This window comes from Variovorax sp. Soil_C_26 (genome assembly GCF_057657075.1).
This window is the reverse complement of sequence record NZ_JBDGJC010000013.1, coordinates 21,077-46,095: the sequence shown is the minus strand read 5'-3', so window position 1 is coordinate 46,095 and position 25,019 is coordinate 21,077. Positions and strand designations below refer to the sequence as shown.

Sequence of the window (25,019 nt, the reverse complement as noted above, 5' to 3'; positions counted from 1 at the left end):
GCAGGCTCAGTTCGACGGCGGCGGCACGTAGCCCTGTGCCACGTCGGCGCCTTCGCCGAAGAAATGCTTCTCCATCTGCCGGGCCAGGTATTGGCGTGCGCGGAGGTCGGCAAGGTTCAGCCGGTTCTCGTTGACGAGCATCGTCTGCTGCTTGAGCCAGGCAGCCCAGGCTTCCTTGCTGACGTTTTCCCACAGGCGCTTGCCCAGTTCTCCGGGATAGGGCGGGAAGTCGAGCCCTTCGGCTTCCTTGCCGAGCTTGATGCACTGAACCATGCGTGCCATTTTTGAATTGCCTTTGGTGGGGAAAGTGGTTGCCAAGGCCTGCTGACAGGCCTTAGTTGATTTGGCTATTTAGAACTGAGAACTCGGTCGTTCCCGTTTCCATATGCCTTATTGAGAATACGTGGCTTCATCGATATGCCTTTTTGAGCAAGACACCATGCGCCTCCGCCGCGACTTTATCAAGCTTTCCCTCGGTGCCGGCCTGGCCGGCGCCATGGCCCTGACGGCGTTGCCGTCGTTCGCGCAGAAGCAGCAGGGCGCCGGCCCGGTGACGCTGCTCAACGTGTCGTACGACCCGACGCGCGAGCTCTATGTCGACTACAACCGTGCGTTCGCCAAATACTGGAAGGCCAAGACCGGCCAGGACGTGACGGTCAAGCAGTCGCACGGCGGCTCGGGCAAGCAGGCGCGCTCGATCATCGACGGCATCGACGCCGACGTGGCGACGCTCGCGCTCGGCGGCGACATCGATGCGCTCGTCACCCATGGCGGCGTGGTCAAGTCCGACTGGCAGAAGCGCCTGCCGCACAACTCGGCGCCCTACACCTCGACCATCGTGTTCCTCGTGAAGAAGGGCAACCCCAAGGGCCTGAAGGACTGGGACGACCTGGCCAAGCCCGGCGTGCAGGTGATCACGCCGAACCCCAAGACCTCAGGCGGCGCGCGCTGGAACTACCTGGCCGCCTGGGAGTTCGCGCGGCGCAAGTACGGCAGCGACGACAAGGCCAGGGAATACGTCGGCAACCTGTTCCGCAACGTGCCCGTGCTCGACGCCGGCGCGCGCGGCTCGACCATCACCTTCGTGCAGCGCGGCGTGGGCGACGTGCTGCTGGCCTGGGAGAACGAGGCCTTCCTGGCGCTGAAGGAGTTCGGCACCGAGAAGTTCGAGATCGTGGTGCCTCCGCTCTCGATCCTGGCCGAGCCCACGGTGGCGGTGGTCGACAAGGTGGTCGACAAGAAGGGCACCCGCGCGGTGGCCGAGGAATACCTCAACTATCTCTATTCGGACGAAGGCCAGGACATCGCGGGCCGCAACTTCTACCGGCCCACGTCGGAGAAGGCCAGGGCCAAATACGACAAGCAGTTTCCGACGCTCACGCTGGTCAGCATCGACCAGGCGTTCGGCGGCTGGGCCAAGGCCGACAAGGCGCACTTCGCCGACGGTGGCTCGTTCGACCAGATCTATACCGCGAAGCAGAAGTAGGCAAGCAGGACAGGAGGCGCCTCGACGAGCCCGGTGTGGTGTGCACGAGGCGCCGTTCTCCTACTCGGCGTAGGCCCAGATGTCGATCAGCCGCTCGCCGTTGTCCGCCAGGAGTCGGAAGCGCGCCGGCGCGTAGTCGGCGTCGGCCACCAGCACGCCCTTGGCCGAGGCCGGCAGCGCGGCGCAGCCGTGCGTGTGCAGGTCGAGCAGGAGCGTGCCCGGCAGCACGCCTGCCGCGAGGCTCCCGCTGAGCTTGCAGTCGGAACCCGGTTCCGCCGACAGCCGGCCGTCGGCCGCGATGCTGAAGGCCGTGGCTTCCCCGGCTGCGACCTGCGACACATAGCGCCCGGCCAGTGTCGCCGCGGCAAGTTCGGCCGTGTTCAGCGTGTGGTGCTGGAGCAGCGTGACGGCCACGTCCTGGTCCGGCGCCGGCACGGCGATCCAGCGTGCCGCGGGTTCGGCCGCGCGGCGGTAGGACTGGTTGGCGATGTCGTCATGGCCACCGAGCACCAGCAGCCGCGTCCCGTCGGCCGCAGCGTAGTACTTGCCGACGGTCGGCGCATCGGCGTCGCCGATGCTCACGGCATACGTGCCGCTGCCCAGTTCGTCTACCGACACCCGAGGCCCTTCGGCAGCACCGGGTGCTTCCGGCTGCGTGGGCAGCGCGACCGGCGGGAACACCGCGGATGCACCGCCGCCGCCGCCTCCACATGCGCAGAGGACGAGGAGGGCCGCCGTGGCCGCGCCACAGAGTGAGAGTCGCTTCATGCGGCGGACCTCATTCGGCAAACAGGTCGCGCAGGCGCAGGCGCAGCCACTGCTGTCCGGCCGGCCGGTGCTCAAAGCCGAACTGCATCGCCGAGACCGCGATCTTCGACTGGATGACAAGCGACTCGTCCTCTGCCTGCTCGGGCGTCGGCGTGCCGCTGCCGGCCAGCCCGCCCAGGCCGTACGGCGGGCTGTTGCGGAAGGCCAGGTTGTACAGGTTGTAGGTGCCGATGCGCGAGAACGCCCAGGTCATCGCGGGGGTGGGGGCGTTCGGGAAGTTCACGTTGAGCGCCACACCGCCGGCCAGCAGCGGGCCATTGCCGGCCTTGGCCTGCAGCGTCTTCACCAGCTTGACCGTGTGCGCGGCAACCACCTGGGAGTAGGCGTTGGCCAGCCCGGCGTTGTCGGTGGTGTCGGCGCCGGCGCTCAGGGCGATGGCCGGAATGCCGCGGCCGAGCGCGAACTGCACATTGCTGACCGTGCCCGAGCTGTTGATGATGCCCCCGACGTTCTGGCCTTCGTTGGGGCCCGACAGCACGAGGTCGGGTGCCTTCGACCAGCGCGCCTTGGCAGGCACGTCGAGGCCGTACATGGTGGCCATCACCGGCGTCCCGTGCGCGTAGAAGTAGTCGCCGTTCGTGTAGCCGGCCTTGGTAAAGGGGCCGACCGCCGGCTCGCCCGTCTTGGCCGCGCCGTTGTGGCAGCCGCCTTCCTTGTTGACCTGGGTTGCATCATCGTCCGGCACGATGGTGACGGTGCTGTACATGACGATGCCGGCGCCGCGGCCGCTCTGGCCGGTGCAGGGGACCGAGACGATGACATCGTGGCCGTCGGCCTTCAGCGCTTCGTAGAGCGCCTTGAGGTTGCTGGTCAGGCCGTCGTCGTTGACGACCAAGATGTTGAGTGCGAAGGCCGGGCTGGCCAGCAGGCCCGCCACTGCACCGAGGGCGGCGATTCGAAGCTTCATGAATGCATGGGGGAAAGTGGATCGTCGCCCCATCGTCCGGTGCGGCAGTGAAACCCGAATGACACACTGCCGGCCGTAGACGCCTTGGCGACGATGCACGGTCGCCGCGACCCTCCTATAGTGGTGGTGGCCAGGTCCATCCAGTCGCCTGCGCGGGACCGGACCGGACGCAACTCGAAACACACGGGAGCAAGGAACACATGGCTCAATTCGAACTGAGCGGCATCGTCCACGCGCTGCATGACGCACGCAACGAATGGCGCGATTCGCAGCGTCGCTCGCGCGAGCCCGGCGCGCGCGAGTTTCCGTCGCGCGATGCGCTGGCGCAGGTCGTCGAATCGCTCAAGGGCGCGCTGTTCCCGATGCGGCTCGGACCGCCCGAGCTACGCCACGAGAGCGAGGACTTCTACGTCGGCCACACGCTGAACACTGCGCTGCAGACACTTTTGGTACAGGCGCGGCTCGAACTCAACTTCAACGCGCGCCACGAACCGCGCTCGGCGGTCGAGATCGACGAGGTTGCTGCTGCGGCCGTGCTGCAGTTCGCGCGCGAACTGCCGAGGCTGCGCCGCCTGCTCGACAGCGACGTGCTCGCGGCCTACAACGGCGACCCGGCCGCGCGCAGCGTGGACGAGGTCCTGCTGTGCTATCCGGGCGTGCTCGCGATGATCCACCACCGGCTCGCGCACGAGCTCTACAAGCTCGGCCTGCCGCTGCTCGCGCGCATCGTGGCCGAACTCGCGCATGCGCAGACCGGAATCGACATCCACCCCGGCGCGCAGATCGATGCCGGCTTCTTCATGGACCATGGCACGGGTATCGTCATCGGCGAGACCGCCGTCATCGGTAAGGGCGTGCGGCTCTACCAGGCGGTGACGCTCGGCGCCAAGCGCTTTCCGACAGATGCCCAAGGCAACCTGCAGAAGGGCTTGCCGCGGCACCCGGTGGTGGAGGACGATGTGGTGGTCTATGCGGGCGCCACGATCCTCGGACGCGTGACGCTCGGCAAGGGCGCGGTGATCGGCGGCAACGTCTGGGTTACCGAGGACGTGCCGGCGGGGGCGAGCGTGACGCAGGCGACGCTGCAGAACGCGCCCAGAGGTGCCGCCGCCTGATGAGCGCTACGGGGGCGAACTCGTGCGCTCCGCGGCGAGGTGGCGCCGAAAGAAGGCGGCGACTTCGGCGTTGAAGCCGGCGTGGAAAGCCGCGCGGTCGAAACCTGGTCCGTCACGGCAGATCTCGGGCGCCGAGGCGAGCAGCGCTGGCGTGCACGGTGCGAGAAAGCCGAAATGCCCGGCCTTGTCCGCTCGGTGCCAATCGGGCATAACGGGCAGGTTGTGTCGGACAGCCATCGCGCTTTCGGGCGTTACGCCGTCGCCGCCGTACTCGGAGGCCCAGAGCTGCACGGGGGTCTTGACGTTCTTCAAGCCCGCGGCATCGAACACCATGCTGAGCGGATCGGCGATGACGGCGGCCTTGATGCGGGCGTCGCGCACCAGCGGTGTGGCAAGCAGTTCGTTGTAGCGTTGCTGCATCGACGTGCAAGCTGGAGCCTTCGAGGCCGACGCGCAGAGGGATGGAGCAAGCGACAACAGCCGAGAGAAATCCGGTTGTGCGCCGATCAGCACGAGGCCTGTGTAGCCGCCCCTGGAAAAGCCGAAGAAGCCGACTCGTTGCTCGTCGAGCACGGCATGCCCGGGCCACTGCCGGAGCATGTGGTCGATGAGGCGCCGGATGTCTGTCGTGCGGGTCGCGAGCGCTGCAATGCTGTCGGCCGGTCCGCCGCGCACCTGGTAGTTGTCGCCGGAGTGGTTGATGGCAGCGACGACGAATCCTGCATTCGCCAGCGCTTCGGCCGTGTCGTGGTGGCCGAGGAAAGAGCCGCCGTAGCCGTGCGACAGCACGACCAGCGGCAACGCCCGTGACTCGGTCGCAACCGGGCAGTTGCGCACGCCTCGAAGGGCGTAGGGGCCAAGCTGGAACTCAGCAGCCGGTTTGGCGCACGGCGTCCAGACCGCCGAGCGAAGTGCCGGGCCTTCCGCGCTGGCCGGTATCTCGAACGTGTCGAAGCCCGCGGCCTGTGCCATGGGCGCGGCGAGGCAGACGAATGTCAGCAAGGAGCGCAGAAAAAAGAGCGGCATGAAATGTTCCGTGTTCTGGATAAGGCTTGATTACGTGTCAGCGAGCGGGCCGTATGGGAATCAGCAGTTCGGTGCGCAGCGCGGCCGGTGCGACCTCGTGCGGTGAGTTCAGGTAGCGTTCCAGCGTCGGGCGGTCGTCCGGCTCGTAGCCGCTGCCCGGCAGCCAGCGCGCGTAGAGCGCGTAGACAGCGGAATTGATGCGGGTGTAGGGGCCCGCAAGGGTATGCACCGCGTAGAGGCCGCCGGGAACGTCGAGCGATTCGAGCGCGGTGTCGCCGAGTGGCCACGGATCTGCCGAGGCCGCTGCCACGTAGTAGAGAAACTCGGGCTGCGCTTCCGGATCGCCGCTCGAGATGCCGAACCAGTCCGACACCCTGCGCGTTCCGACATGTGCATGCAGCTGGCGGTGCGTGTGGGGAATGGTGGAGAACGGGCCCTGATGGCGCAGCGCACGCACCGGCTGCGCGCGGCGCTCGACGATTCGCACCTCCGGCACCGGCCCGACCTCGGAGGCGGTTAGGGCGGGGCTGAGGACCACGGCGTGCATCTGCTGCTGGAATGCGCGCGGCGATTGCCCGGCGAACTGGCCGAAGGCGCGCGTGAAGGCCTGCGGGCTTTCATAGCCCACGCTCAGCGCCACGTCCGTGATGCTATGGCCGCCGCGCGTCAGCAGCTGGGTGGCGAGCGCCAGGCGGACCCGCCGCACGGTCGCCGCCACGGTTTCGCCTGCCACCGACCGGTAGACGCGGTGAAAGTGAAAAGGCGAGAAGTGCGCGAGGCGCGCTAGATCCTCGAGATGGTGCTCGGCCATCGGATCGGCGACGATGGCGGCGACGACGCGTGCCACGCGTTCGCGGTATTCATGTTCGGCTCGGGGCGCTGTCATTGGCGGAGTGTGCCGCCTCGGTGCGCCGGCCGCTTAGCCGACTTTGCGGAGTGCCGGCGGTGCAGGCTATGCTTTGCGGTCCTTGACCACCTAGCCTGTCCTCGCATGTCCCAACCTCCAGCTTCCGCCCAGCTGCCCTCCGACCCTGCTGATTCCTGCGACGTTCTCGTCGTCGGCGGCGGCCCCGCCGGGTCCACGATTGCGGCGCTGCTTGCCCAGCAGGGCCGCCAGGTGGTGCTGATCGAAAAGGAGCATCACCCGCGCTTCCACATCGGCGAATCGCTGTTGCCCGCGAACGTCGAGCTGTTCGACAAGCTCGGCGTGCGCGACCAGGTCGAGAAGATCGGCATGCCGAAGTTCGGGATCGAGTTCGTGTCGCCCGACCACGAGCACCGCAGCTATGTGGACTTTGCCGAGGGCTGGGACAGGTCGCTCGACTCGGCCTGGCAGGTGCGGCGCTCGGAGCTGGACGAACTGCTGTTCCGCCATGCCGCGACGCGTGGCGCTGAAACCATCGAAGGCTGCAAAGTGCGCGACGTGGCTTTCGACGCCGAGGGCGCCACGGTCCAGGCCGTGATGGACGACGGCGCCAAGCGCAGCTGGCGTGCGCGCTTCGTGGTCGACGCGACGGGCCGCGACACGCTGCTGGCCAACAAATTCCGCTGCAAGGAAAAGAACCCCGACCACAACAGCACCGCGCTGTTCGGCCATTTCACCAACGCCGAGCGGCTCGAAGGCAAGAAGGAAGGCAACATCAGCATCTGCTGGTTCGCGCACGGATGGTTCTGGTTCATTCCGCTCGCCGACGGCACCACGAGTGTGGGCGCGGTCTGCTGGCCGTACTACCTGAAGACGCGCGACAAGCCGCTGAAGGATTTCTTCTACGACACCATCGCGCTGTGCCCGGTGCTCGCGGACCGGCTCAAGAACGCGAGGCTGGTGGACGACGCGGTGCACGCCACGGGGAACTTTTCGTATTCGAGCACGCACGCCACGGGCGATCGCTATCTGCTGCTCGGCGATGCCTTCACCTTCATCGACCCGATGTTCTCGTCGGGCGTGTACCTGGCGATGCACAGCGCCTTCGACGGCGCCGAACTGGTGGCGACGGCGCTCGACCGTCCCGCCGCGCTGGCCGCCGCGCGACGCGACTTCGAGACCATGATGCGCAAGGGCCCGCGCGAATACTCGTGGTTCATCTACCGCGTGACGAACCCCACGATCCGCGACATGTTCATGCATCCGGGCAACCCGTTCCGCGTGAAGGAGGCGCTGATGTCGCTGCTGGCCGGCGACATCTACCGCGGCACGCCGATCTGGCGCGCGCTCGGCATGTTCAAGGTCCTCTACTACTTCATCTCGATCACGCACATGCGCCGCACCTGGGACGGCTGGAAGCGGCACCGCCTCAACATCCGCGACATGGGCGCGCTCAGGGGCGAGACGATCCTCAAGGCAGATTGAGGGCGCCGCCGACCGGGTCGGCATCCCACGCCCGGTGCGCGGCGCGCAGCGTGGCCAGCGCATGCGCCACGCCGAGCCGCGGGCTGCTGAGCACCTCGATGCCGAGGTCGGCAAGTTCGTCGGCGACGGGCGCCATCGAGGCCTGGGCCAGCACCACGACGTCGGCTGCCGTGGCGGCGTCGCGGATCGCGTCGACCAGCACCTCGATGTAGCGCGCGGTGTCGCCGGCCTCGAAATGGGCCCATGCACCCGCGACCAGCAACGGGCTCGGCCGCACGCCCACGCCGGCCTGTGCGGCTGCCGACAGCACCAGCGCGCGGGTCGGTTCGAGCGTGCTCTCGAGCGCGGCGGCGACCAACACGCGCGGGCCCGCGCGCACCGCGCGGTCGGCCATCGCGCGGTCGATGCGCTGGGCCGCAAAGGCGCCGCCGGTGGCGGTTCTTTCGGCGATGTCGCCGAGGGTGGAACAGGTGCACACGACCACCGCCGCACCATCGGCAGCGGCGGCCTCGCGCATGGCGTCCTGCACCTTGGCGGGCAGGGCGGGGTGGTCGGTGCCGGCGGTACGGGCCTCGTGCAGCAGGTCTTCGCGCACCAGGTGCCCGGCCTCCACCTCGGGCGCGAGTTCGCGCACCAGGCGCTCGAAGCTCGGCACATGCACCTGCGCGGTGTGAAGGAATGCGATGCGGCCGGTCATCGGCGCTTGCGGTTGCGTTCGCGTGGGCGTTTCAGGCTTCAGGCGGACGCGTTCGCGCGGCGCGCTTCGTAGGCCTTGAGGTGGACGTAGGCGGTGCGCAGCACCGAGGGCGCAGACGAGGCGCCGGCAGGCGCCGCCCGGCCGAGCAGGTCGCCGACGATGTGGTCGGCTTCCACCGGCGCCCCGCGCACGATGTCCTTGTACATCGAGGCGGTCATCGGCGAACCGGCGGTGGTCAGCATGGCGCGGCCGCGCTCGATGGCGGCGGGGCGCGGCGCAAAGCCGTTGTGCGCCGCGATGGCGCAGCATTCATCGAAGATCGCGAGCGCCACGTCGCGGCCGCCCGCGGCCACGACGTCGCCGATGCTGGCGCGCATCAGACTCGTGAGGCCCGCGGCCGAGGCGATGAAGACCCACTTCTCCCACATGTCCTGCGAAATGTCCTCGCTCAGGCTGGCGTCGAAGCCGGCGCCGGCGAACTGGGCGGCGATCGCGTCGACCCGCGCCGAGCGCCCGCCCGCGCGCTCGCCGAAGCGCAGGCCGTGCAGGTCGTTCAGGTGCAGCACGCGGCCTTCGTCGTCGAGCGTGGCCGAGATCATGCAGAGGCCGCCAAGCACGCGCTCGCCGCCGAAGCGCTCGGCCAGCCGATCGACATGGCCCATCCCGTTCAGCAGCGGAAGGATCACGGTCTCGGTCCCGACCGCGGGCGCGAAGGAATCCATCGTCGCGTCGAGGTCGTAGGCCTTGCTGCCGACCACGATCACGTCGTAGGGCGCCTCGATGTCCTCGGCGAGTACATGCCGCGGCGAGGGGAGGTTCAGGTTGCCGAACGGGCTCTGCACCACCAGCCCGGTGCGGGCGATCTGCGCAGCGCGGCGGGGCCGCAGCAGGAAGGTGACGTCGCGGCCGGCCTCGAGCAGCCGTCCACCGAAATAGCCGCCGAGCGCGCCGGCGCCAACCATCAGAAATCTCATGCGATTCGCTCCAGCATCAAGGAATAGACCCGGGCCATGATGCCTTCGATCGCGCGTGCCTGCTGGGCGTGGCACAAAGCCAGCCCGGGCGAAGCGCTTTCATCGAAAAGGTCTTGGGGCTTCGCATAATCTTGCGGACCGGCCCTTTTCTTTTTATCCCCCCTTTCTAGGAGACTCATCCATGAGCCAGACCCGGATCGCTGTCGTCGTCGGCAGCCTGCGCAAGGATTCGTTCAACCAGAAGCTGGCGCTCGCGCTGGCACACCTGGCGCCCTCGGACTTCACCTTCGAGCATGTGCGCATCGACGACCTGCCGCTGTACAACCAGGACGACGACGGCAACCAGGCGCCTTCGGTGAGGCGGCTCAAGAGCGAGATCGCGGCGGCGCAGGGCCTGCTGTTCGTGACGCCCGAGTACAACCGCTCGTTCCCGGGGGTGCTGAAGAACGCGATCGACCACGCCTCGCGGCCCTACGGACAGAGCGCGTGGGGCGGCAAGCCGGCCGGCGTGCTCGGCGTGTCGGTGGGCGCCACCGGCACCGCGCTGGCGCAGCAGCACCTGCGCAACGTGTTGGCCTACCTCGACGCGCCCACGCTCGGTGCGCCCGAGGTGTTTCTGCAGGCCAAGGACGACCTGTTCGACGACCGCGGACACATCGGCAACGAAGGAACAAAGAAATTCCTGCAGGGCTGGATGGACAAGTACGTGGCCTGGGTCAAGGCCCACTCGGCGGCCTGAAGCCGCCGGGTGTCGTGGTTCAGGCCGCCTGGGCGACGTTCTTCTGGTTCGCGGCCTCGGCCGTGGCCGCGAGGATGTCGCTGCGCGCCGCGGCCAGCGCCGCAGCCTTGGGCGCATCGCCCATCGCCACGCCTTCGGCGCGCACGAAGCGCACGTCGGTGATGCCGAAGAAGCCGAAGATCACCTTGAGGTAGCTTTCCTGGTGCTCCGTGGCCTGGCCGCCCTCGGTGGTCGAGTAGACGCCGCCGCGGCTCGAGGCCACGATGACCGTCTTGCCGCCGGCCAGGCCTACGGGGCCGGTCTCGGTGTACTTGAAGGTGCGGCCGGGCTGGGCCAGGCGATCGATCCAGGCCTTGAGCTGGGTCGGGATCGAGAAGTTGTAGAGCGGCGCACCGATCACCACCACATCGGCGGCGAGAAACTGGCTCACCAGCTTTTCGGACAGGGCGTTCTCGCGCAGCTGGGCTTCGGTGGGCTGGGCCTGCATGCCGATCTTCGCGCCCAGCGCATCGGCGCCGAAGTGCGGCGGTGCGTCGGCGGCGAGATCGAGGTACTCGACCGTGGTATCAGGATGCGCGGCCTTCCAGGCGGCCACGGTCTCGGCCGTGAGCAAGCGCGAAACCGAACCGGCGGCCAGAACGCTGGCGTCGACGTGGAGCAACTTCATGATCAATCTTTCTTGTGTGTGAGGGGCCGGTGCTCGAAACGTGACCGGCGATGAGTAATTCTATTTTTGGTGCGAGTGGGTGATAAGTAGCCATTTTTTGACTACATCGTTCCAATTGCAGGACAATTCGACCCATGCAGGATCTCAACGACATGGTTTTCTTCGCCGAGGTGGCCGAGCGCGGCGGCTTTGCCGCGGCCAGCCGGGCGCTCGGCATTCCCAAATCGCGCCTGTCGCGCCGCGTGGCCGAGCTCGAAGCGCGGCTCGGCGTGCAGTTGATGCAGCGCAGTACGCGCCGGCTGTCGCTCACGCCGGCCGGCGAAATCTTTCTGCGCCATGCAGCCGCGGTGCGTGACGCGGCGCAGGCCGCGACCGAAGCGGTGGCGCAGGTGCACACCGAACCGTGCGGCACGGTCCGCCTGGCGTGCCCGATCACCATCGCCCACAGCGGGCTCGCGCAATTGCTGCCGCGCTTCATGGCGCTTTACCCAGCGGTGCGCGTCGACATGCGCGTGATGAACCGGCCAGTCGACCTGATCGAGGAGGGCATCGACATCGCGCTTCGCGTGCGCCCCGAGATCGAAGACAGCACCACGTTGGTCGCCAAGGTGCTGGGCACCAGCCGAGGCGTGCTGGTGGCCCGCCCCGACCTGCTGCAGCGGCTGGGGCCGGTCGCCTCGCCGGCCGACCTTGCGCGACTGCCGACCGCCGCCATGTCCGCCAACGGCGAAGGCCGCAGCGAATGGCGGCTCGAGGGCCCGAACGGCGAGAGCCACGTGCACCTGCACACGCCGCGCTACGTGGCGGACGACCTCGCCACGCTCCAGGCCGCGGCGCTCGAGGGCGTGGGTGCGGCGCTGCTGCCCGACTACATGTGCCGCGCCGACCTCGAGGCCGGCCGCCTCGCGCGGGTGCTGCCCGACTGGGGGCCGGCGCCCGTCATTGCGCACATCGTGTTCCCGGCGCGGCGGGCGATGGTGCCGGCGGTGCGCCGGCTGATCGACTTTCTGGTCGAGCACCTGAGCGGCGGGGCGACCACGATGTACTAGCCTTATGTTGAAAACGCCATAACCAAACAAGCAGATATTCGTTTGGGATCGACGCCGCCGTTCGCACAATCGCAGGCGCCACCAGGCACAAGGACACACAGACCAGATTGATTGCCGCACCCGTGCAAGCCGGGTCGCGGCGGGACTGCAGGCAGAATGCGGACCGCGACATTTCCAGAAGACCTTCGCAACACCATGAAATCCAGATTCAAGACCTTCACCGCCGTGCTCGTGCTGGCATCTTCCGCTCTCGGGGGGGGCAGCGCCCTGGCGCAGTCCAGTACGCTGCTCAACGCGTCGTACGACGTGGCGCGCGAGTTCTACAAGGACTACAACGCCGCCTTCGTGGCCCATTACAAGAAGACCACCGGCAAGGACGTGAAGATCGACCAGTCGCATGGCGGCTCGAGCGCACAGGCCCGCTCCGTGGCCGACGGCCTCGATGCCGACGTGGTCACCATGAACACCACCACCGACATCGACTTCCTCGCCAGCACGGGCGTGGTTGCGAAAGACTGGAACAAGAAGTTCCCCGAGAACGCCGCACCGACCACCTCGACCATGCTGCTGCTCGTGCGCAAGGGCAATCCCAAGGGCATCAAGGACTGGGACGACCTGGTCAAGCCGGGCGTCCAGGTGGTGGTCGTCAACCCGAAGACCGGCGGCAACGGCCGCTATGCGTACCTTGCGGCCTGGGGCTACATCAAGAAGAAGGGCGGCACCGACGCGCAGGCGGCGGAGTTCGTCGGCAAGCTGTTCAAGAACGTGCCGGTGCTGGCACGCGGCGGGCGCGACGCGACCACCGCCTTCCTGCAGCGCAACATCGGCGACGCGCTGATCACCTTCGAGTCGGAAGTGGTCTCCATCGACCGCGACTTCGGCACGGGCAAGGTCGACTCCGTCTATCCGTCGATCAGCATCGTGGCCGAGAACCCGGTTGCCATCGTCGAGCGCACGGTCAAGAAGAAGGGCACCGGCGAACTGGCCAAGGCCTACCTCGACTGGCTCTATTCCGAAGAGGCGCAGGAAATCGCGGCCAAGCATGCGCTGCGCCCGCGCTCGCAGGCGGTACTCAAGAAGCACGCCGCCACTTTCAAGCCGCTGCAGCTCTTCACGGTGCAGGAACTCTTCGGCAGCCTCGGCGAGGCGCAGAAGGTGCACTTCAACGACGGCGGCCAGTTCGACAAGCTCTACACCCCCGGCGGAAAGTAAATGAGCGGCGCTGTCTCTTCGGCGCTCCCGTCCGCGGGAGCGCCGCTTTCGCGTGGGAACAGGGCAGGGGCCAGCAAGCGCGTGCTGCCGGGCTTCCACATCACGCTCGGCTTCTCGATCTTCTATCTCTGCCTGATCGTGCTGATCCCGCTGTCGGCGCTGGTGTTCAAGACCTTCGCGCTGACCTGGGAGCAGTTCTGGGAGGCCGTGACCGCCCCGCGCGTGATGGCCTCGTACCGGCTGACCTTCGGCGCCTCGCTGCTCGCGGCCATGGTGAATGCCGTGTTCGGGCTGCTCGTGGCCTGGGTGCTGGTGCGCTACAAGTTTCCGGGCAAGCGCATCGTCGATGCGCTGGTCGACCTGCCTTTCGCGCTGCCGACGGCGGTGGCGGGCATTTCGCTCACCGCGCTGCTCGCGGGTAACGGCTGGATCGGGCAATGGCTCGAGCCGCACGGCATCAAGCTCGCCTTCACGCCGGCCGGCGTGGTGGTGGCACTGATCTTCATCGGGCTGCCGTTCGTGGTGCGCACGGTGCAGCCGGTGCTCGAAGACGCCGAGAAAGAGCTCGAAGAGGCCGCCACCTCGCTCGGCGCCACACGCCTGCAGACCTTCACCAAGGTGATCTTCCCCTCGATCGCGCCGGCGCTGCTCACCGGCTTTGCCATGGCCTTCGCGCGTGCGATCGGCGAATACGGCTCGGTGATCTTCATCGCGGGCAACATGCCGATGATCTCGGAGATCACGCCGCTGATCATCATCGGCAAGCTCGAGCAGTACGACTTCGCGGGCGCCACGGCGGTCGCGCTGGTGATGCTGGTCATTTCGTTCCTGCTGCTGCTCGTCATCAACGGCCTGCAAGCGTGGCAGCGCCACAGGGCGGGAGCCTGACATGGGAGCACCCTCCAAAGTCATCCGCCGCACGCAGGCCGGCACCACCGAATCCGCATGGGTGCGCTGGCTCTTGATCGGCATCGCGCTGGCGTTCATGTTCCTGTTCCTGGTGCTGCCGCTCGCCGCGGTGGCGACCGAGGCGCTGCGCAAGGGCGTCGACGCCTACGTCGAGGCGCTGAAGGAGCCCGACGCCTGGAGCGCGATCCGCCTGACGCTGATCGTCGCCGCCATCTCGGTGCCGATGAACCTCGTGTTCGGCGTGGCCGCCGCCTGGGCCATCGCCAAGTTCGAGTTCCGCGGCAAGGCCTTCCTGACCACGCTGGTCGACCTGCCTTTCGCGGTGTCGCCGGTGGTCGCGGGCCTGATCTACGTGCTGGTGTTCGGCGCGCAGGGCTGGTTCGGGCCCTGGCTGGCCGAGCACGACATCAAGATCATCTTCGCGGTGCCCGGCATCGTGCTGGCGACCGTGTTCGTGACCTTTCCTTTCATCGCGCGCGAACTCATCCCGTTGATGCAGGCGCAGGGCACCGACGAGGAGCAGGCGGCCATCGTGCTCGGCGCGACCGGCTGGCAGACCTTCTGGCGTGTGACGCTGCCCAACATCAAGTGGGGCCTGCTGTACGGCGTGATCCTGTGCAACGCGCGCGCCATGGGCGAGTTCGGCGCGGTGTCGGTGGTGTCGGGTCACATTCGCGGCCAGACCAACACCATGCCGCTGCACGTCGAAGTGCTCTACAACGAATACCAGTCGGTCGCGGCCTTTGCCGTCGCTTCGCTGCTGGCGATCCTCGCGCTGGTCACGCTCGTGATCAAGACCGTGATCGAGTGGCGCCACGAGCGCGAGATGAAGGCCATCGCCGAGCTGCCGCCCGAGCGGCCTGCCGGCGCCACGGCGGCCTGAGTGAGAAGGAACAACAAGACATGAGCATCGAAATCCGCAACATCAGCAAGCAGTTCGGCGACTTCCGCGCGCTGGCCGACGTCAACCTCGACGTGGGCTCGGGCGAACTGGTCGCACTGCTCGGCCCCTCGGGCTGCGGCAAGACCACGCTGCTGCGCATCATCGCGGGGCTGGAGACGGCCGACACCGGCAGCATCCTGTTCGCGGGCGAGGACACCACCGACGTGCACGTGCGCGAGCGGCAGGTGGGCTTCGTGTTCCAGCACTACGCGCTGTTCCGCCACATGACAGTGTTCGAGAACGTGGCCTTCGGCCTGCGCGTGAAGCCGCGCCGCGAGCGCCCGAGCGAGGCGCAGATCAAGGCCAAGGTGACCGACCTGCTCAAGCTGGTGCAGCTCGACTGGCTGGCCGACCGCTACCCGTCGCAACTCTCGGGCGGGCAGCGCCAGCGCATCGCCCTGGCGCGCGCGCTGGCGGTCGAGCCCAAGGTGCTGCTGCTCGACGAGCCCTTCGGCGCGCTCGACGCCAAGGTGCGCAAGGAACTGCGCCGCTGGCTGCGTCGGCTGCACGACGAGCTGCACGTGACCTCGATCTTCGTCACGCACGACCAGGAAGAGGCGCTCGAGGTGGCCGACCGCGTGGTCGTCATCAACAAGGGCCGCATCGAGCAGGTCGGCTCGCCGCAGGAGGTGTGGGACCAGCCCGCGAGCCCGTTCGTCTACGGCTTCCTCGGCGACGTGAACCTGTTCCATGGCCGGGCCGATGCCGGCACGGTGCAGCTCGACGGCATGCGCCTCGATTCGCCCGAACACAGCGGCGCGCGCGGCGCCAAAGCCATGGCCTATGTGCGGCCGCACGACCTGAGCGTGGAGCGCTACACCGCCGGCGCGACCGGCATCGTGGCCACGCTGTCGCGCGCCATCGTGGTCGGGCCGATCGCACGGCTGGAACTTGAGCCCACCGAAACGAATCCAGATAATCCGGGCTCCGGAACCATCATCGAGGCGCAAATCCCTGCGCAACAGTTCCGCGACCTGGGCTTGAACGAGGGCGACACCGTGGTCGCCACGCCGCGCAAGGCCAGGGTGTTCGTCGAAGAAGATTGGGTTTCCCCTTGATCGCTTGGTATTTCGGCGCGCCGCGCCGCGCGCTTGCCCTGATCTGCCTCGCCTGCGTGCTGATGCTCGCATTCGGGCTCTACCTGCAGCATGTCGTGGGGCTCGAGCCCTGTCCCATGTGCATCGTGCAGCGCTATGCGCTGATGCTGGTGGCGATCTTCTCGGGTCTGGCGGCGCTGTTCCGCCAGCGCGGCCTGCAGCGCGCGGGTACGGCGCTGGCGCTGGTCTCGGCCATCGGCGGGGCCTACACCGCGGCCGCGCAGAGCTGGCTGCAGTGGTATCCGCCCGAGGTCGTTTCCTGCGGTCGCGACCTGTACGGAATGATCGAGACCTTCCCGCTCAAGCGCGCGCTGCCGATGATCTTCCGCGGTGGCGGCGACTGCTCGAAGATCGACTGGTCGCTGTTCGGCCTGACGCTCGCGAACTGGTCGTTCGTGGCCTTCGCGGTGCTCTCGGTGCTGCTGCTGGTGCTGCTGTTTCGCCGCCCGAGGGGCTGATTGCTAGAGAGGCAGCGTGTCGAAGGCTGCGTAAGCGGTCGCGAGCCACGACTTGACGCGCTGGCGCTCCAGCAGGCCGAGTGCCTGCGGGCTTTCGCGGTCGTTCACCGCCTTCCAGAAGCTGGTGCTCTGCGCATCGATCTTGCGCATGCTGGCCTCGTGCAGGCGCGGCAGTGCGATCACGCGCGCGCCGGCGGCCGTGGCTTTCGAGAGCGACTGCGACGCGAGCAGCATGCCGAAGTCGCTGCCGCGGCCGTAGTTCTGCACCACGATGTAGTTGGGCCGCTTGCCGAAGGTGTCGATCAGCGTGCCGAGCAGGTCGCTCGAATCCTTGCCATCGTCGAGCACGTGCCAGAAGTTGACGGCCACGCCGAGCTCGTCGAACACGTCGAACAGGTCCGACTCCTTGATCCACCGCGCGAGCGGCGCAAGCGTCTGCGCCGCGAGGTCGACGATCACGCTTTGCTGCGGGTTGGTCTCGAAGCCGTTGACCACGGTGTCGAGCCCTTCGAAGCTGTCGACCACGACGGGCGAGGCAAAGCCTTCGTAGAAGCGCGTGAACGAGCTGTGCGAGCGGTCGGTGTCGAAGCCGGTGAAGGGCCGGCTGTGGTCGATGAAGTACTGCGCCAGCACGCGCGCGGTGACCGACTTGCCGACCCCGCCTTTCTCGCCGCCAATGAAGTTGATGGAAGCCATGGTTGATCCGGTCGTTGGGGAAGCCTCCCCACTGTAACCGGGCAGCCTGCTGCTACTGCACCAGCAGCACCGAGGTGTCGGTTTCCGAGATCACCTTGGTGGCGACCGAGCCCATCAGCGCGCGGCCGAGGATGCCGTGGCCATGGGTGCCGAGCACGATGAGCTGTGCCTTCGACGCGGTGGCGGCCTTGAGGATCTCCTCGGCAGCATGGCCGTGGCGCTTGTCGACCGTATAGCTGCTCACGCCTTCCTTGGCGAGCAGGGCGACGACCGGATCGAGCACCTTGGTGCTCTCCTCGGTGTAGTACTCGTCGAGCACTTCCTTGCTGAGGTGGCGCGTGACATGGCCCGAGATGCCGGTGACCACGTGGACCACGACGAGCTCGTGGCCGTCCACGAACATCGACCGGTTGGCCAGCAGGTAGTTGAGGGCCTTCTGGGTGTACGGGCTGCCGTCGACTGCGATAAGGATTTTCATCCGGCCGTTATACGGCCCGGCCCCGCGCACCGCAACCGATCAACCCGGCATCGGAAGGGCTTTAGCCCGTCAGCCCCTTCCAGAGCATGTAGGCAGCGAGCACGTACAGGATGCTCGCGAACACGCGTTTGAGCTTCTTGACCGGTAGGCTGTGCGCCGCCTTGGCGCCGAGCGGCGCCGTGAGCACGCTGGCCAGTGCGATCACCGCGAGCGCCGGCAGCCAGATGTAGCCGAACGAGCCGGCCGGCAGCCCCTGGACCGATTGCCCACTGATGACGTAGCCCGCCACGTTGGCCACCGCGATCGGAAAGCCGAGCGCGGCGCTGGTGGCCACGGCGTTGTGGATCGAGATGTTGCACCAGGTCATGAACGGCACGCTGACGAAGCCGCCGCCCGCGCCGACCAGGCCCGAGATGAAGCCGATCGCGCCGCCCGCCGACAGCTGCCCTGCGGTGCCGGGCATCTGGCGCGTGGGCTTGGGCTTGCGGTCGAGGAACATCTGCGTGGCCGAGAAGCCCACGAACAGCGCGAACACGATCGCGAGCACCGTGCCCTTGAGCAGCGCGAACACGCCCATGCTGCCGATCAGGCTGCCGATGATGATGCCGGGCGCGAGGCGCCGCACGATGTCCCAGCGCACCGCGCCGCGCTTGTGGTGCGCGCGCACGCTCGAGATCGAGGTGAAGATGATCGTGGCCATCGAGGTGGCGATCGCCATCTTCACGGCCAGATCACCCGGTACGCCGCGGTGCCCCACGATGATCGTGATGAACGGCACCATGAGCATCCCGCCGCCGATGCCGAGCAGGCCTGCAAGGAAACCGGTGCCAAGGCCGAGTGCGGCCAGTTCGGCGATCAGGATGGGGTCGAGCAGGGAATTCACGCGCAGCAGAGCCTCGAGAAAAAGCAACGGCCCCGTGCAGTGAATGCAGGGGCCGCAAGAACGAAAAAAAGGTGTCTGCGAGTGGGCGCCGAACCCGCATCCTGAACCAGGGTTCAGGTGGGCGAGGGCAGCAAGACTTCGGGTTCATCTGACGCGAGATGATCACACCCGTCGAGCGATGTACCAAGCCCGGCTCCGGAGAGCATTGGAACAAGGAAATATTAAGCCCGACGCGCACCGCAGACAGTGCCGATTTTACGCCCGGCTGGCGCCGGGTGCCTGCACTCAGAGTAAATGGTCATCGCCCGCGAGGGCTTGATCGAGTTTCTGAATGATCTGGGCGGCCTTGGCATCGGTTTCGACGTCGCTCGAAACAGCTGCGGACGGTTCGTCCATGGCGGCAGGCGCGGCCGCCGCAGCGACCTGCTGCGAGGCCAGGTCGAAAGCCAGGTTCAGCGAGGCCAGCACCGCGATGCGGTCGCGCGCCTTGACCTTGCCTGCATCGCGGATCTTGCACATGGCCGCATCGACGCGCTCGACGGCGTCGCGCAGCTGCGCCTCGCCGTCTTCGGGACAGCCGAGCAGATAGCTCTGGCCCATGATCTGAACTTCGATCTGCTTCATGCGGAGGAATCTTCGGGGGGTGGTTCGACGGGCAGCCGCTCGAGCAGGGCGTCGAGCCGCGTGCGGGCCGCGGCGAGCCGCGACTTCAGGGCGTCACGCTCGCGCGTGAGTGCCTCGAGCTGCTCCTGCAGCAGCGCATTGGTGCGCTGCACCTCTTCATGACGCACGAGCAGGCGGTCCACACGCTCGGCGATCTGGTCGATGGGGCTGGAGGCGGGCATGGTTGGCGATGATAGCGTTAACCAAGCTGGAGCCTGCCCTAGAATCCCGCTTGTTGGTGCCTGCGGCTTGGTTCACGCGCCGCGGTTCAACGGGAAGCAGGAGTGGAGGCCCTTTTTCGGAAACGAAGACCGGGCCGAAGCCGCCTGCGCTGCCCCCGCAACGGTCAAGCAGTCGACGCCTCGCGCGTCAACCCCATCCATCCAGCCACTGGGCGCCCTGAAACAGGTGCCTGGGAAGGCGGTGGGGTCGCACTGCCAGCCCGGATACCGGCCAACGAGGCGGCTGCCGCATGGACCCGACGATCTTCGAAGGGTGCGTGCAGCAGCCATTGCGCCCAACCGCCGGCGGGGAAGCCGGCGACGGGCATCAGACGTTCGTTCGTTTCATCCATGACTTCCTGCCTTCCAGTATCCATTGGCCGTGCGCCTGCGCGCCGCCTTCGCCTTGCCTGCCTTCCGCTCGCACTCGTATCCACTTTCGGCGGCACCGCGCTGCTGCAGCTGCCTCTTGCCGCGCATGCCCAGCCGGAGCTTGTCGCCTCGCTCGGCGAGACGGTGGTCACGGCCAACCGCACGCCGCAGCGGCTTTCCGATCTTGTGGGCGACGTGTCGGTCGTCGACCGCGAGACCATCGAACGCAGCGGCGCCACCGGTGTGGCCGACGTGCTCGCACGCCTGCCCGGCATCGAGATTTCGCGCAGCGGCGGCGTGGCCAACACCACGAGTCTGTTCATCCGCGGCGCCGAGACGCGCTTCACGGCGGTGTACATCGACGGCGTGCGCGTCGATTCGCAATCGACCGGTGGCGCCGCCTGGGAAAGCATTCCGCTGGCGCAGATCGATCGCATCGAGGTGCTGCGCGGGCCTGCCGCTGCGGTGTACGGTTCGGACGCAGTGGGCGGCGTGATCCAGCTCTTCACGCGGCGCGGCGAAGAGGGCGTGGCGCCCTACGCGGGCATCGGCTTCGGCAGCCACGGCCTGCGCCGGGCCGAGGCAGGCGTGAGCGGCAAGTCGGGAGCCTTCGACTACTCGCTCGGCGTGTCGCACGAAGAAAGCAAGGGCTTCAACGTGCTCCCGATGGACAAGCGCACACCCTCGCGCGACGGCTTCACCAGCCCCGACCGCGACGGCTACCGCACCAGTGCCGGCAACCTGCGCCTGGGCTATGAATTGGCGCCCGGCCAGCGGCTCGAGGCCACGCTGCTCTACAGCGACAGCGACGCCGGCTACGACGCGCCCGTCAGCTTCAGGACCCGGCCACCGATCCGCTTCAAAGACGACGTGTCGAGCAGCACGCTGCAGACCGCGGGCCTTTCGTGGTCGGCCCGCTGGAACGACATCTACAGCACGCGCGTGCAGGTGACCGATTCGCAGTCGGTCTACCGCACGCAGCCATCGTTCTACGGCACCGACACCCGGCTGCGCGGCTACCTGTTCCAGAACGAGTTCCGCTTCGGCGCGCACCTCGTGACCGCGACGCTCGAACGCCGCGAGGATGTGCTCGAGAACGCGCCCACCACCAGCAGCGGCCTGTTCTCGCGCGACCGCTCGCAGGATGCGGTGTCGCTCGGCTACGGTTTCGTGCAGGGCCCGCATTCGCTGCAGCTGCACGTGCGGCACGACAACGACAGCGAGTTCGGCGGCAAGACCACCGGCAGCGCGGCCTACGGCTATGCCATCACGCCGAAGCTGCGCGCCACGGTGTCGGCCGGCACGGCGTTCCGCGCGCCGACGCTGTACCAGCGCTTCAGCGAGTACGGCAACGCGGCGCTCAAGCCCGAGTCGGCCCGCAACGTCGAACTGGGCCTGCAGTACACCGACGGCGACACGCACGCGGGCATCGTGGTCTACCAGAACCGGGTCAGCAACCTGATCGTCTTCGACGGCACGGCAACCGGCTGCAGTTCGGACTTCGGCTGCTATGCGAGCACTGCGCGCGCGCGCTACCGCGGCGTGACGCTCTCGGGCGGCCACCGCATCGGCGACGTCACGCTGCGCGCCTCGGCCGACTTCCAGGACCCGCGCGACCTCGACACCGACAACCTGCTCGCACGCCGCGCGCGCCGCCACGCCACCCTGGGCGCCGACTGGCGCGTCGGCGGCTGGACACTGGGCGCCGAGGTACAGGCGTCGAGCAAGCGCTTCGACGACGCGGCCAACACCCGCGAGCTCCGCGGCTACGCCGTGCTGAACCTCGTGGCCAGCACGCAGCTCACGCGCGACATCGGTCTGGTCGCACGCATCGACAATGCGGGCGACAAGGACTACATGCTCGCGCGCGGCTATGCCACGGGCGGGCGCAACGCCTACCTCGGCCTCAAGTGGACGCCGCGGTAGGCGCGCCAAAGCCAAGCACGCCAAGCACGCCACACCGCGACATGCCCATGACCTTTCGGCACGAATTCATCCTGGGCGGCCAGAAGAGCGGCAAGTCGCGGCGCGCCGAGCAGCGCGCCATCGACTGGCTGGCCGAGGCCCCCGCGGTGCGGCACGCCGTGCTGATCGCGACCGCGCAGGCCCACGACGACGAGATGCGCGTGCGCATCGCGCGCCACCAGGCCGACCGCGCCGCACGCGTGCCGGCCATGGCCGCGGTGGAGGAGCCGGTCGAGCTGGCCCGTGCGATCGTCAGCCACAGTACGGCCGACACGCTGGTGGTGGTCGACTGCCTTACGCTCTGGCTCACCAACCTGCTGATGCCGCTGCGCTCGGCACAGGCGCGGCCCGTCACGCGCACGCCCGCACTGCATGCCGGCATGCTGCTCGCGGCGCTGCGCGACGCGCGCGGGCCGGTGGTGCTGGTCGGCAACGAGATCGGCCTGGGCGTGATCCCGCTCGGCGGCGAGACCCGGGCCTTCGTCGATGCGCTCGGCCGACTCAACCAGGACGTGGCCGCCGCCTGCGGGCGCGTCACGCTGATGGCCGCGGGCCTGCCGCTGACACTGAAGGCCCCTGCATGAAGACAAAGAAGATGAACACGAAACCGAGGCCGCGGCGGTGGCGCGCATTCCCGCTCGCGGCCGTGCTCGGCCTGGCCGCGCTGTGCGCGCAGGCGCTCGAAGTGACCGACGAGCGCGGCGTGAAGGTGAACCTGCCGCAGCCGCCGCAGCGCATCGTCTCGCTGCTGCCCTCGTTGACCGAAGGCGTCTGCGCACTGGGCGCATGTTCGCGCCTGGTTGGCGTCGACAACTACTCCAACTCGCCGGCCGCGGTGCGTGGCCTGCCGCAACTCGGCGGCGGGCTCGACCCGAACGTCGAGGCGATCGTCGCCCTGCGCCCCGATGCCGTGCTGCTCGCGAAATCGTCGCGCGTGACGCAACGGCTCGAGGCCCTGGGCCTCAAGGTGCTGGTGCTCGAACCCCAGCGCCATGCCGACGTGCAGCGCGTGCTCGGCACGCTCGACCAGGTGCTCGGCACGCGCGAAGCGCCGGCGGTCTGGCGCGCGATCGACGCCAGCGTGTCGGCCGCGGCGCAATCGGTGCCGGCGGCGGCGCGAGGCCTGCGCGTGTATTTCGAAGTCAACAACGCGCCCTATGCGGCCGGCGAATCCTCGTTCATCGGCGAAACCCTGTCGCGGCTCGGCGCGCGCAACATCGTGCCCGCCGCGCTCGGGCCCTTTCCCAAGCTCAACCCCGAATACGTGGTGCGCGCCGATCCCGACCTGATCATGGTCAGCATGCGCAGCGCCCAGGGCCTCGAGCAACGCCCGGGCTGGAGCGGCATCCGCGCGGTGCGCGAAGGCCGCATCTGCCGCTTCGACCCCGCGCAGTCCGACATCCTCGTGCGCCCGGGGCCGCGCATGGACGAGGCCGCGCGGCTGATGGCGCGTTGCCTCGCCGAGAAGGGCAGCTGAATGGGCGAGGGCGCCATGCACCTGCGGCACCAGCGCCGCGTCCGGTGGATCGGCATCGTGCTGGTCGGCCTCGGTGGCCTGTTCGCGGTGCTGGGCCTCGGCATCGGCAGCACCGGGTTCGAGAGCCTGCTGGCGGCCGGGCGCGATCCGGTGGCGCTGCAGATCATCTGGGACATCCGGCTGCCGCGCACGCTCGGCGCCTGGCTCGCTGGCGCGCTGCTCGGGCTGGCGGGCGCGGTGGCGCAGGGGCTGTTTCGCAACCCGCTGGCCGATCCCTACCTGCTCGGCAGTGCGTCGGGCGCGTCGTTCGGCGTGGCGGTGGCGCTGATGCTCTTCGGCGGCTCGGCCGCGAGCGCGCAATGGGCGCTGCGCCTCGGGCTCACCGGCGCGGCCTTCCTCGGCGCGGTCTGCGCCGTGATGCTCACGCTCACGCTGGCGCGCGGCGTGCAGCAGACGCTCAGGTTGCTGCTGGCCGGCGTGATCGTCGGCGTGGTGCTCGGCGCGGCCAAAGACCTGATCACCATTGCCTCGGCCGACGTGCTGCAGGCGCTGCAGGGCTTCGTGCTCGGCAGTACCGGCCTGGTCGGCTGGAGCGCGTGCGCGGTGATGGCGGTCGTCGGCGCCGCATGCCTGCTGCTGGCCTGGGCGCTCGCGCCGGTGCTCGACGGGCTCGCGCTCGGCGAAGCCACGGCACGCAGCCTGGGCCTTCCGCTCGGCGGCATGCGCGCCGCGCTGGTGGTGGTGCTCGCGCTGGCCACCGGCGCGGCCGTGGCGCAGACCGGCCTGATCGCGTTCGTGGGGCTGGCCTCGCCGCACCTCGTGCGCTCGGTCGTCAAGACCACGCATGCGCGGCTGATCGTGCTCTCCGCGCTGATGGGCGGGCTGCTGCTGATGGCGGCCGACCTGCTGGCGCGCTGGCTGATCGCACCGCAGGAGCTTCCCGTGGGCGTGCTCACCGCGGTGCTCGGCGGCAGCTACCTGCTGTGGCTCATGCACCGGCGCGGCCTGCGCGGAGGCATGGCGTGAACGCGCCGGTGCTCGAGGCACGCGGCGTGCGCGCCCGGCTCGGCAACGCCGAAGTGCTGCATGGCATCGACCTGGCGATCGGCCGCGCACGCTGGACCAGCGTGGTCGGCCCGAACGGCGCCGGCAAGTCGACGCTGCTGCGGGTGCTTGCGGGCCTGCTCGCGCATGGCGGCGAGGTGCTGCTCTTCGGCGAACTGGCGGCCAAGCTGCCGCACCGCCTGCGTGCGCAGCGGGTCTCCTGGCTCGGCCAGAGCGGTGCCGCGGGCGAGGGCAGCGCCGACGACCTGATGGTCTACGACATCGCGATGCTCGGCCGCCTGCCGCACCAACGCTGGCTGGCCGCACCGAGCGACGCCGACCGCCAGGCCGTGGAGCGCGCGCTGCGCAGCACCCAGGCCTGGGACTGGCGCGACCGCCCGCTCGGCCAGCTGTCGGGCGGCGAGCGCCAGCGCGTGCTGCTCGCGCGCGCGCTCGCTGTCGAGGCCGAGCTGCTGCTGATGGACGAGCCGCTCGCCAACCTCGATCCGCCGCACCAGGCCGACTGGATGCAGGCCGTGCGCGCGCTGGTCGCCGAGGGCCGAACGGTCGTCAGCGTGCTGCACGAACTGCCCATGGCGCTGGCGGCTGACGCGCTCGTCGTCATGGACCAGGGCCGCGTGGTGCACCACGGCGCCAGCGGCGACCCGGCGACGCACGCCGCGCTCGAACAGGTGTTCGACCACCGCATCCGCGTCCACCGCGTGGCGGACCAGTGGATCGCGCTGCCCAACTGACCCCCCAA

28 protein-coding genes and 1 riboswitch are annotated in these 25,019 nt (G+C 68.5%); of the genes, 15 read left to right on the top strand and 13 right to left on the bottom strand.

Annotation, left to right across the window (positions count from 1 at the left end):
- Nucleotides 1-6: 6 nt before the first annotated feature.
- On the bottom strand, nucleotides 7-282 hold the full coding sequence (locus AC3A6G_RS24840; protein ID WP_487862573.1) for an oxidative damage protection protein: 276 nt from the start codon (nucleotides 280-282) through the stop codon (nucleotides 7-9).
- A gap of 157 nt (nucleotides 283-439) precedes the next feature.
- On the opposite strand from AC3A6G_RS24840, the gene AC3A6G_RS24835 reads away from it, so the two are divergent.
- Nucleotides 440-1,486 (top strand): sulfate ABC transporter substrate-binding protein, encoded by a 1,047-nt coding sequence (locus tag AC3A6G_RS24835; protein WP_487862574.1) that lies wholly within the window; start codon nucleotides 440-442, stop codon nucleotides 1,484-1,486.
- Nucleotides 1,487-1,546: 60 nt separating this feature from the next.
- On the opposite strand, the gene AC3A6G_RS24830 is transcribed toward AC3A6G_RS24835, so the two are convergent.
- Entirely contained in the window at nucleotides 1,547-2,254 is a 708-nt protein-coding gene (locus AC3A6G_RS24830) for a hypothetical protein (RefSeq protein WP_487862575.1), read from the bottom strand.
- Between the two features lie 10 nt (nucleotides 2,255-2,264).
- A complete protein-coding gene (locus tag AC3A6G_RS24825) occupies nucleotides 2,265-3,221 on the bottom strand; it encodes a 5'/3'-nucleotidase SurE (protein WP_487862576.1) in 957 nt (318 codons plus the stop codon).
- Nucleotides 3,222-3,421: 200 nt separating this feature from the next.
- Here AC3A6G_RS24825 and epsC point away from each other — a divergent pair, with 200 nt between their 5' ends.
- Nucleotides 3,422-4,336 (top strand): serine O-acetyltransferase EpsC, encoded by a 915-nt coding sequence (gene epsC / locus AC3A6G_RS24820; RefSeq protein ID WP_487862577.1) that lies wholly within the window; start codon nucleotides 3,422-3,424, stop codon nucleotides 4,334-4,336.
- 6 nt (nucleotides 4,337-4,342) lie between these two features.
- Here epsC and AC3A6G_RS24815 read toward each other — a convergent pair whose 3' ends face one another.
- Together AC3A6G_RS24815 and AC3A6G_RS24810 are read right to left on the bottom strand one after the other, a co-directional pair.
- Nucleotides 4,343-5,362, bottom strand: a complete 1,020-nt coding sequence (locus AC3A6G_RS24815) for an alpha/beta hydrolase family protein (RefSeq protein ID WP_487864403.1) — start codon at nucleotides 5,360-5,362, stop codon at nucleotides 4,343-4,345.
- 37 nt (nucleotides 5,363-5,399) lie between these two features.
- Nucleotides 5,400-6,248, bottom strand: coding sequence for an AraC family transcriptional regulator (locus tag AC3A6G_RS24810; RefSeq protein ID WP_487862579.1), 849 nt, complete (start codon nucleotides 6,246-6,248; stop codon nucleotides 5,400-5,402).
- Between the two features lie 105 nt (nucleotides 6,249-6,353).
- Between AC3A6G_RS24810 and AC3A6G_RS24805 the strand changes: the two genes are divergently transcribed.
- Nucleotides 6,354-7,712, top strand: coding sequence for an NAD(P)/FAD-dependent oxidoreductase (locus AC3A6G_RS24805; RefSeq protein WP_487862580.1), 1,359 nt, complete (start codon nucleotides 6,354-6,356; stop codon nucleotides 7,710-7,712).
- Here AC3A6G_RS24805 and AC3A6G_RS24800 read toward each other — a convergent pair.
- Nucleotides 7,699-8,409 carry an Asp/Glu/hydantoin racemase gene (locus tag AC3A6G_RS24800; RefSeq protein WP_487862581.1) on the bottom strand — a complete coding sequence of 237 codons (711 nt, stop codon included), beginning with the start codon at nucleotides 8,407-8,409 and terminating at the stop codon, nucleotides 7,699-7,701. The two genes, AC3A6G_RS24805 and AC3A6G_RS24800, sit on opposite strands and share 14 nt — an antisense overlap.
- 38 nt (nucleotides 8,410-8,447) lie before the next feature.
- A complete protein-coding gene (gene panE / locus AC3A6G_RS24795; protein ID WP_487862582.1) occupies nucleotides 8,448-9,383 on the bottom strand; it encodes a 2-dehydropantoate 2-reductase in 936 nt (311 codons plus the stop codon).
- A gap of 181 nt (nucleotides 9,384-9,564) precedes the next feature.
- Here panE and AC3A6G_RS24790 point away from each other — a divergent pair, with 181 nt between their 5' ends.
- Nucleotides 9,565-10,122, top strand: a complete 558-nt coding sequence (locus AC3A6G_RS24790; protein WP_487862583.1) for an NADPH-dependent FMN reductase — start codon at nucleotides 9,565-9,567, stop codon at nucleotides 10,120-10,122.
- 19 nt (nucleotides 10,123-10,141) lie between these two features.
- Here the strand turns inward: AC3A6G_RS24790 and AC3A6G_RS24785 are convergent, their stop codons facing one another.
- A complete protein-coding gene (locus tag AC3A6G_RS24785; RefSeq protein WP_487862584.1) occupies nucleotides 10,142-10,789 on the bottom strand; it encodes an FMN-dependent NADH-azoreductase in 648 nt (215 codons plus the stop codon).
- 134 nt (nucleotides 10,790-10,923) lie between these two features.
- Here AC3A6G_RS24785 and AC3A6G_RS24780 point away from each other — a divergent pair, with 134 nt between their 5' ends.
- The 6 genes from AC3A6G_RS24780 to AC3A6G_RS24755 all read left to right on the top strand — a co-directional run bounded on the left by AC3A6G_RS24780 (nucleotide 10,924) and on the right by AC3A6G_RS24755 (nucleotide 16,457).
- Nucleotides 10,924-11,838: a LysR family transcriptional regulator gene (locus tag AC3A6G_RS24780; RefSeq protein ID WP_487862585.1), complete on the top strand. Its 915-nt coding sequence runs from the start codon at nucleotides 10,924-10,926 to the stop codon at nucleotides 11,836-11,838.
- Nucleotides 11,839-12,033: 195 nt separating this feature from the next.
- Complete coding sequence (locus tag AC3A6G_RS24775; RefSeq protein ID WP_487862586.1) at nucleotides 12,034-13,050, top strand: sulfate ABC transporter substrate-binding protein; 1,017 nt, start codon at nucleotides 12,034-12,036, stop codon at nucleotides 13,048-13,050.
- Entirely contained in the window at nucleotides 13,051-13,938 is an 888-nt protein-coding gene (gene cysT, locus AC3A6G_RS24770) for a sulfate ABC transporter permease subunit CysT (RefSeq protein WP_487862587.1), read from the top strand.
- Nucleotide 13,939: 1 nt separating this feature from the next.
- Nucleotides 13,940-14,842, top strand: coding sequence for a sulfate ABC transporter permease subunit CysW (gene cysW, locus AC3A6G_RS24765; protein ID WP_487862588.1), 903 nt, complete (start codon nucleotides 13,940-13,942; stop codon nucleotides 14,840-14,842).
- Between the two features lie 20 nt (nucleotides 14,843-14,862).
- Nucleotides 14,863-15,960 (top strand): sulfate/molybdate ABC transporter ATP-binding protein, encoded by a 1,098-nt coding sequence (locus AC3A6G_RS24760; protein WP_487862589.1) that lies wholly within the window; start codon nucleotides 14,863-14,865, stop codon nucleotides 15,958-15,960.
- Entirely contained in the window at nucleotides 15,957-16,457 is a 501-nt protein-coding gene (locus AC3A6G_RS24755; RefSeq protein WP_487862590.1) for a disulfide bond formation protein B, read from the top strand. The genes AC3A6G_RS24760 and AC3A6G_RS24755 overlap by 4 nt, the downstream gene beginning before the upstream one ends.
- Nucleotides 16,458-16,460: 3 nt before the next feature.
- Here the strand turns inward: AC3A6G_RS24755 and AC3A6G_RS24750 are convergent, their stop codons facing one another.
- The 5 genes from AC3A6G_RS24750 to AC3A6G_RS24730 all read right to left on the bottom strand — a co-directional run bounded on the left by AC3A6G_RS24750 (nucleotide 16,461) and on the right by AC3A6G_RS24730 (nucleotide 19,359).
- Entirely contained in the window at nucleotides 16,461-17,153 is a 693-nt protein-coding gene (locus AC3A6G_RS24750) for a P-loop NTPase family protein (protein WP_487862591.1), read from the bottom strand.
- 52 nt (nucleotides 17,154-17,205) lie between these two features.
- On the bottom strand, nucleotides 17,206-17,631 hold the full coding sequence (locus AC3A6G_RS24745; RefSeq protein ID WP_487862592.1) for a universal stress protein: 426 nt from the start codon (nucleotides 17,629-17,631) through the stop codon (nucleotides 17,206-17,208).
- 61 nt (nucleotides 17,632-17,692) lie between these two features.
- Nucleotides 17,693-18,514, bottom strand: a complete 822-nt coding sequence (locus tag AC3A6G_RS24740; RefSeq protein ID WP_487862593.1) for a sulfite exporter TauE/SafE family protein — start codon at nucleotides 18,512-18,514, stop codon at nucleotides 17,693-17,695.
- A 285-nt stretch (nucleotides 18,515-18,799) separates the two neighbouring features.
- A complete protein-coding gene (locus tag AC3A6G_RS24735) occupies nucleotides 18,800-19,138 on the bottom strand; it encodes a cell division protein ZapA (RefSeq protein ID WP_487862594.1) in 339 nt (112 codons plus the stop codon).
- Complete coding sequence (locus AC3A6G_RS24730) at nucleotides 19,135-19,359, bottom strand: DUF904 domain-containing protein (RefSeq protein ID WP_487862595.1); 225 nt, start codon at nucleotides 19,357-19,359, stop codon at nucleotides 19,135-19,137. The genes AC3A6G_RS24735 and AC3A6G_RS24730 overlap by 4 nt, the downstream gene beginning before the upstream one ends.
- Nucleotides 19,360-19,396: 37 nt before the next feature.
- A riboswitch (cobalamin riboswitch) is annotated at nucleotides 19,397-19,649 on the top strand.
- Nucleotides 19,650-19,749: 100 nt separating this feature from the next.
- Between AC3A6G_RS24730 and AC3A6G_RS24725 the strand changes: the two genes are divergently transcribed.
- The 5 genes from AC3A6G_RS24725 to AC3A6G_RS24705 are packed head-to-tail and all read left to right on the top strand — an operon-like array spanning nucleotide 19,750 to nucleotide 25,011.
- Complete coding sequence (locus AC3A6G_RS24725) at nucleotides 19,750-21,696, top strand: TonB-dependent receptor domain-containing protein (RefSeq protein WP_487862596.1); 1,947 nt, start codon at nucleotides 19,750-19,752, stop codon at nucleotides 21,694-21,696.
- A 41-nt stretch (nucleotides 21,697-21,737) separates the two neighbouring features.
- Nucleotides 21,738-22,319, top strand: a complete 582-nt coding sequence (locus AC3A6G_RS24720; protein WP_487864404.1) for a bifunctional adenosylcobinamide kinase/adenosylcobinamide-phosphate guanylyltransferase — start codon at nucleotides 21,738-21,740, stop codon at nucleotides 22,317-22,319.
- On the top strand, nucleotides 22,316-23,212 hold the full coding sequence (locus AC3A6G_RS24715; protein ID WP_487862598.1) for an ABC transporter substrate-binding protein: 897 nt from the start codon (nucleotides 22,316-22,318) through the stop codon (nucleotides 23,210-23,212). Before AC3A6G_RS24720 ends, AC3A6G_RS24715 begins: the two co-directional genes overlap by 4 nt.
- A 15-nt stretch (nucleotides 23,213-23,227) precedes the next feature.
- Nucleotides 23,228-24,238, top strand: coding sequence for a FecCD family ABC transporter permease (locus AC3A6G_RS24710; protein WP_487862661.1), 1,011 nt, complete (start codon nucleotides 23,228-23,230; stop codon nucleotides 24,236-24,238).
- Nucleotides 24,235-25,011: an ABC transporter ATP-binding protein gene (locus tag AC3A6G_RS24705; protein ID WP_487874825.1), complete on the top strand. Its 777-nt coding sequence runs from the start codon at nucleotides 24,235-24,237 to the stop codon at nucleotides 25,009-25,011. The genes AC3A6G_RS24710 and AC3A6G_RS24705 overlap by 4 nt, the downstream gene beginning before the upstream one ends.
- Nucleotides 25,012-25,019 lie beyond the last annotated feature (8 nt).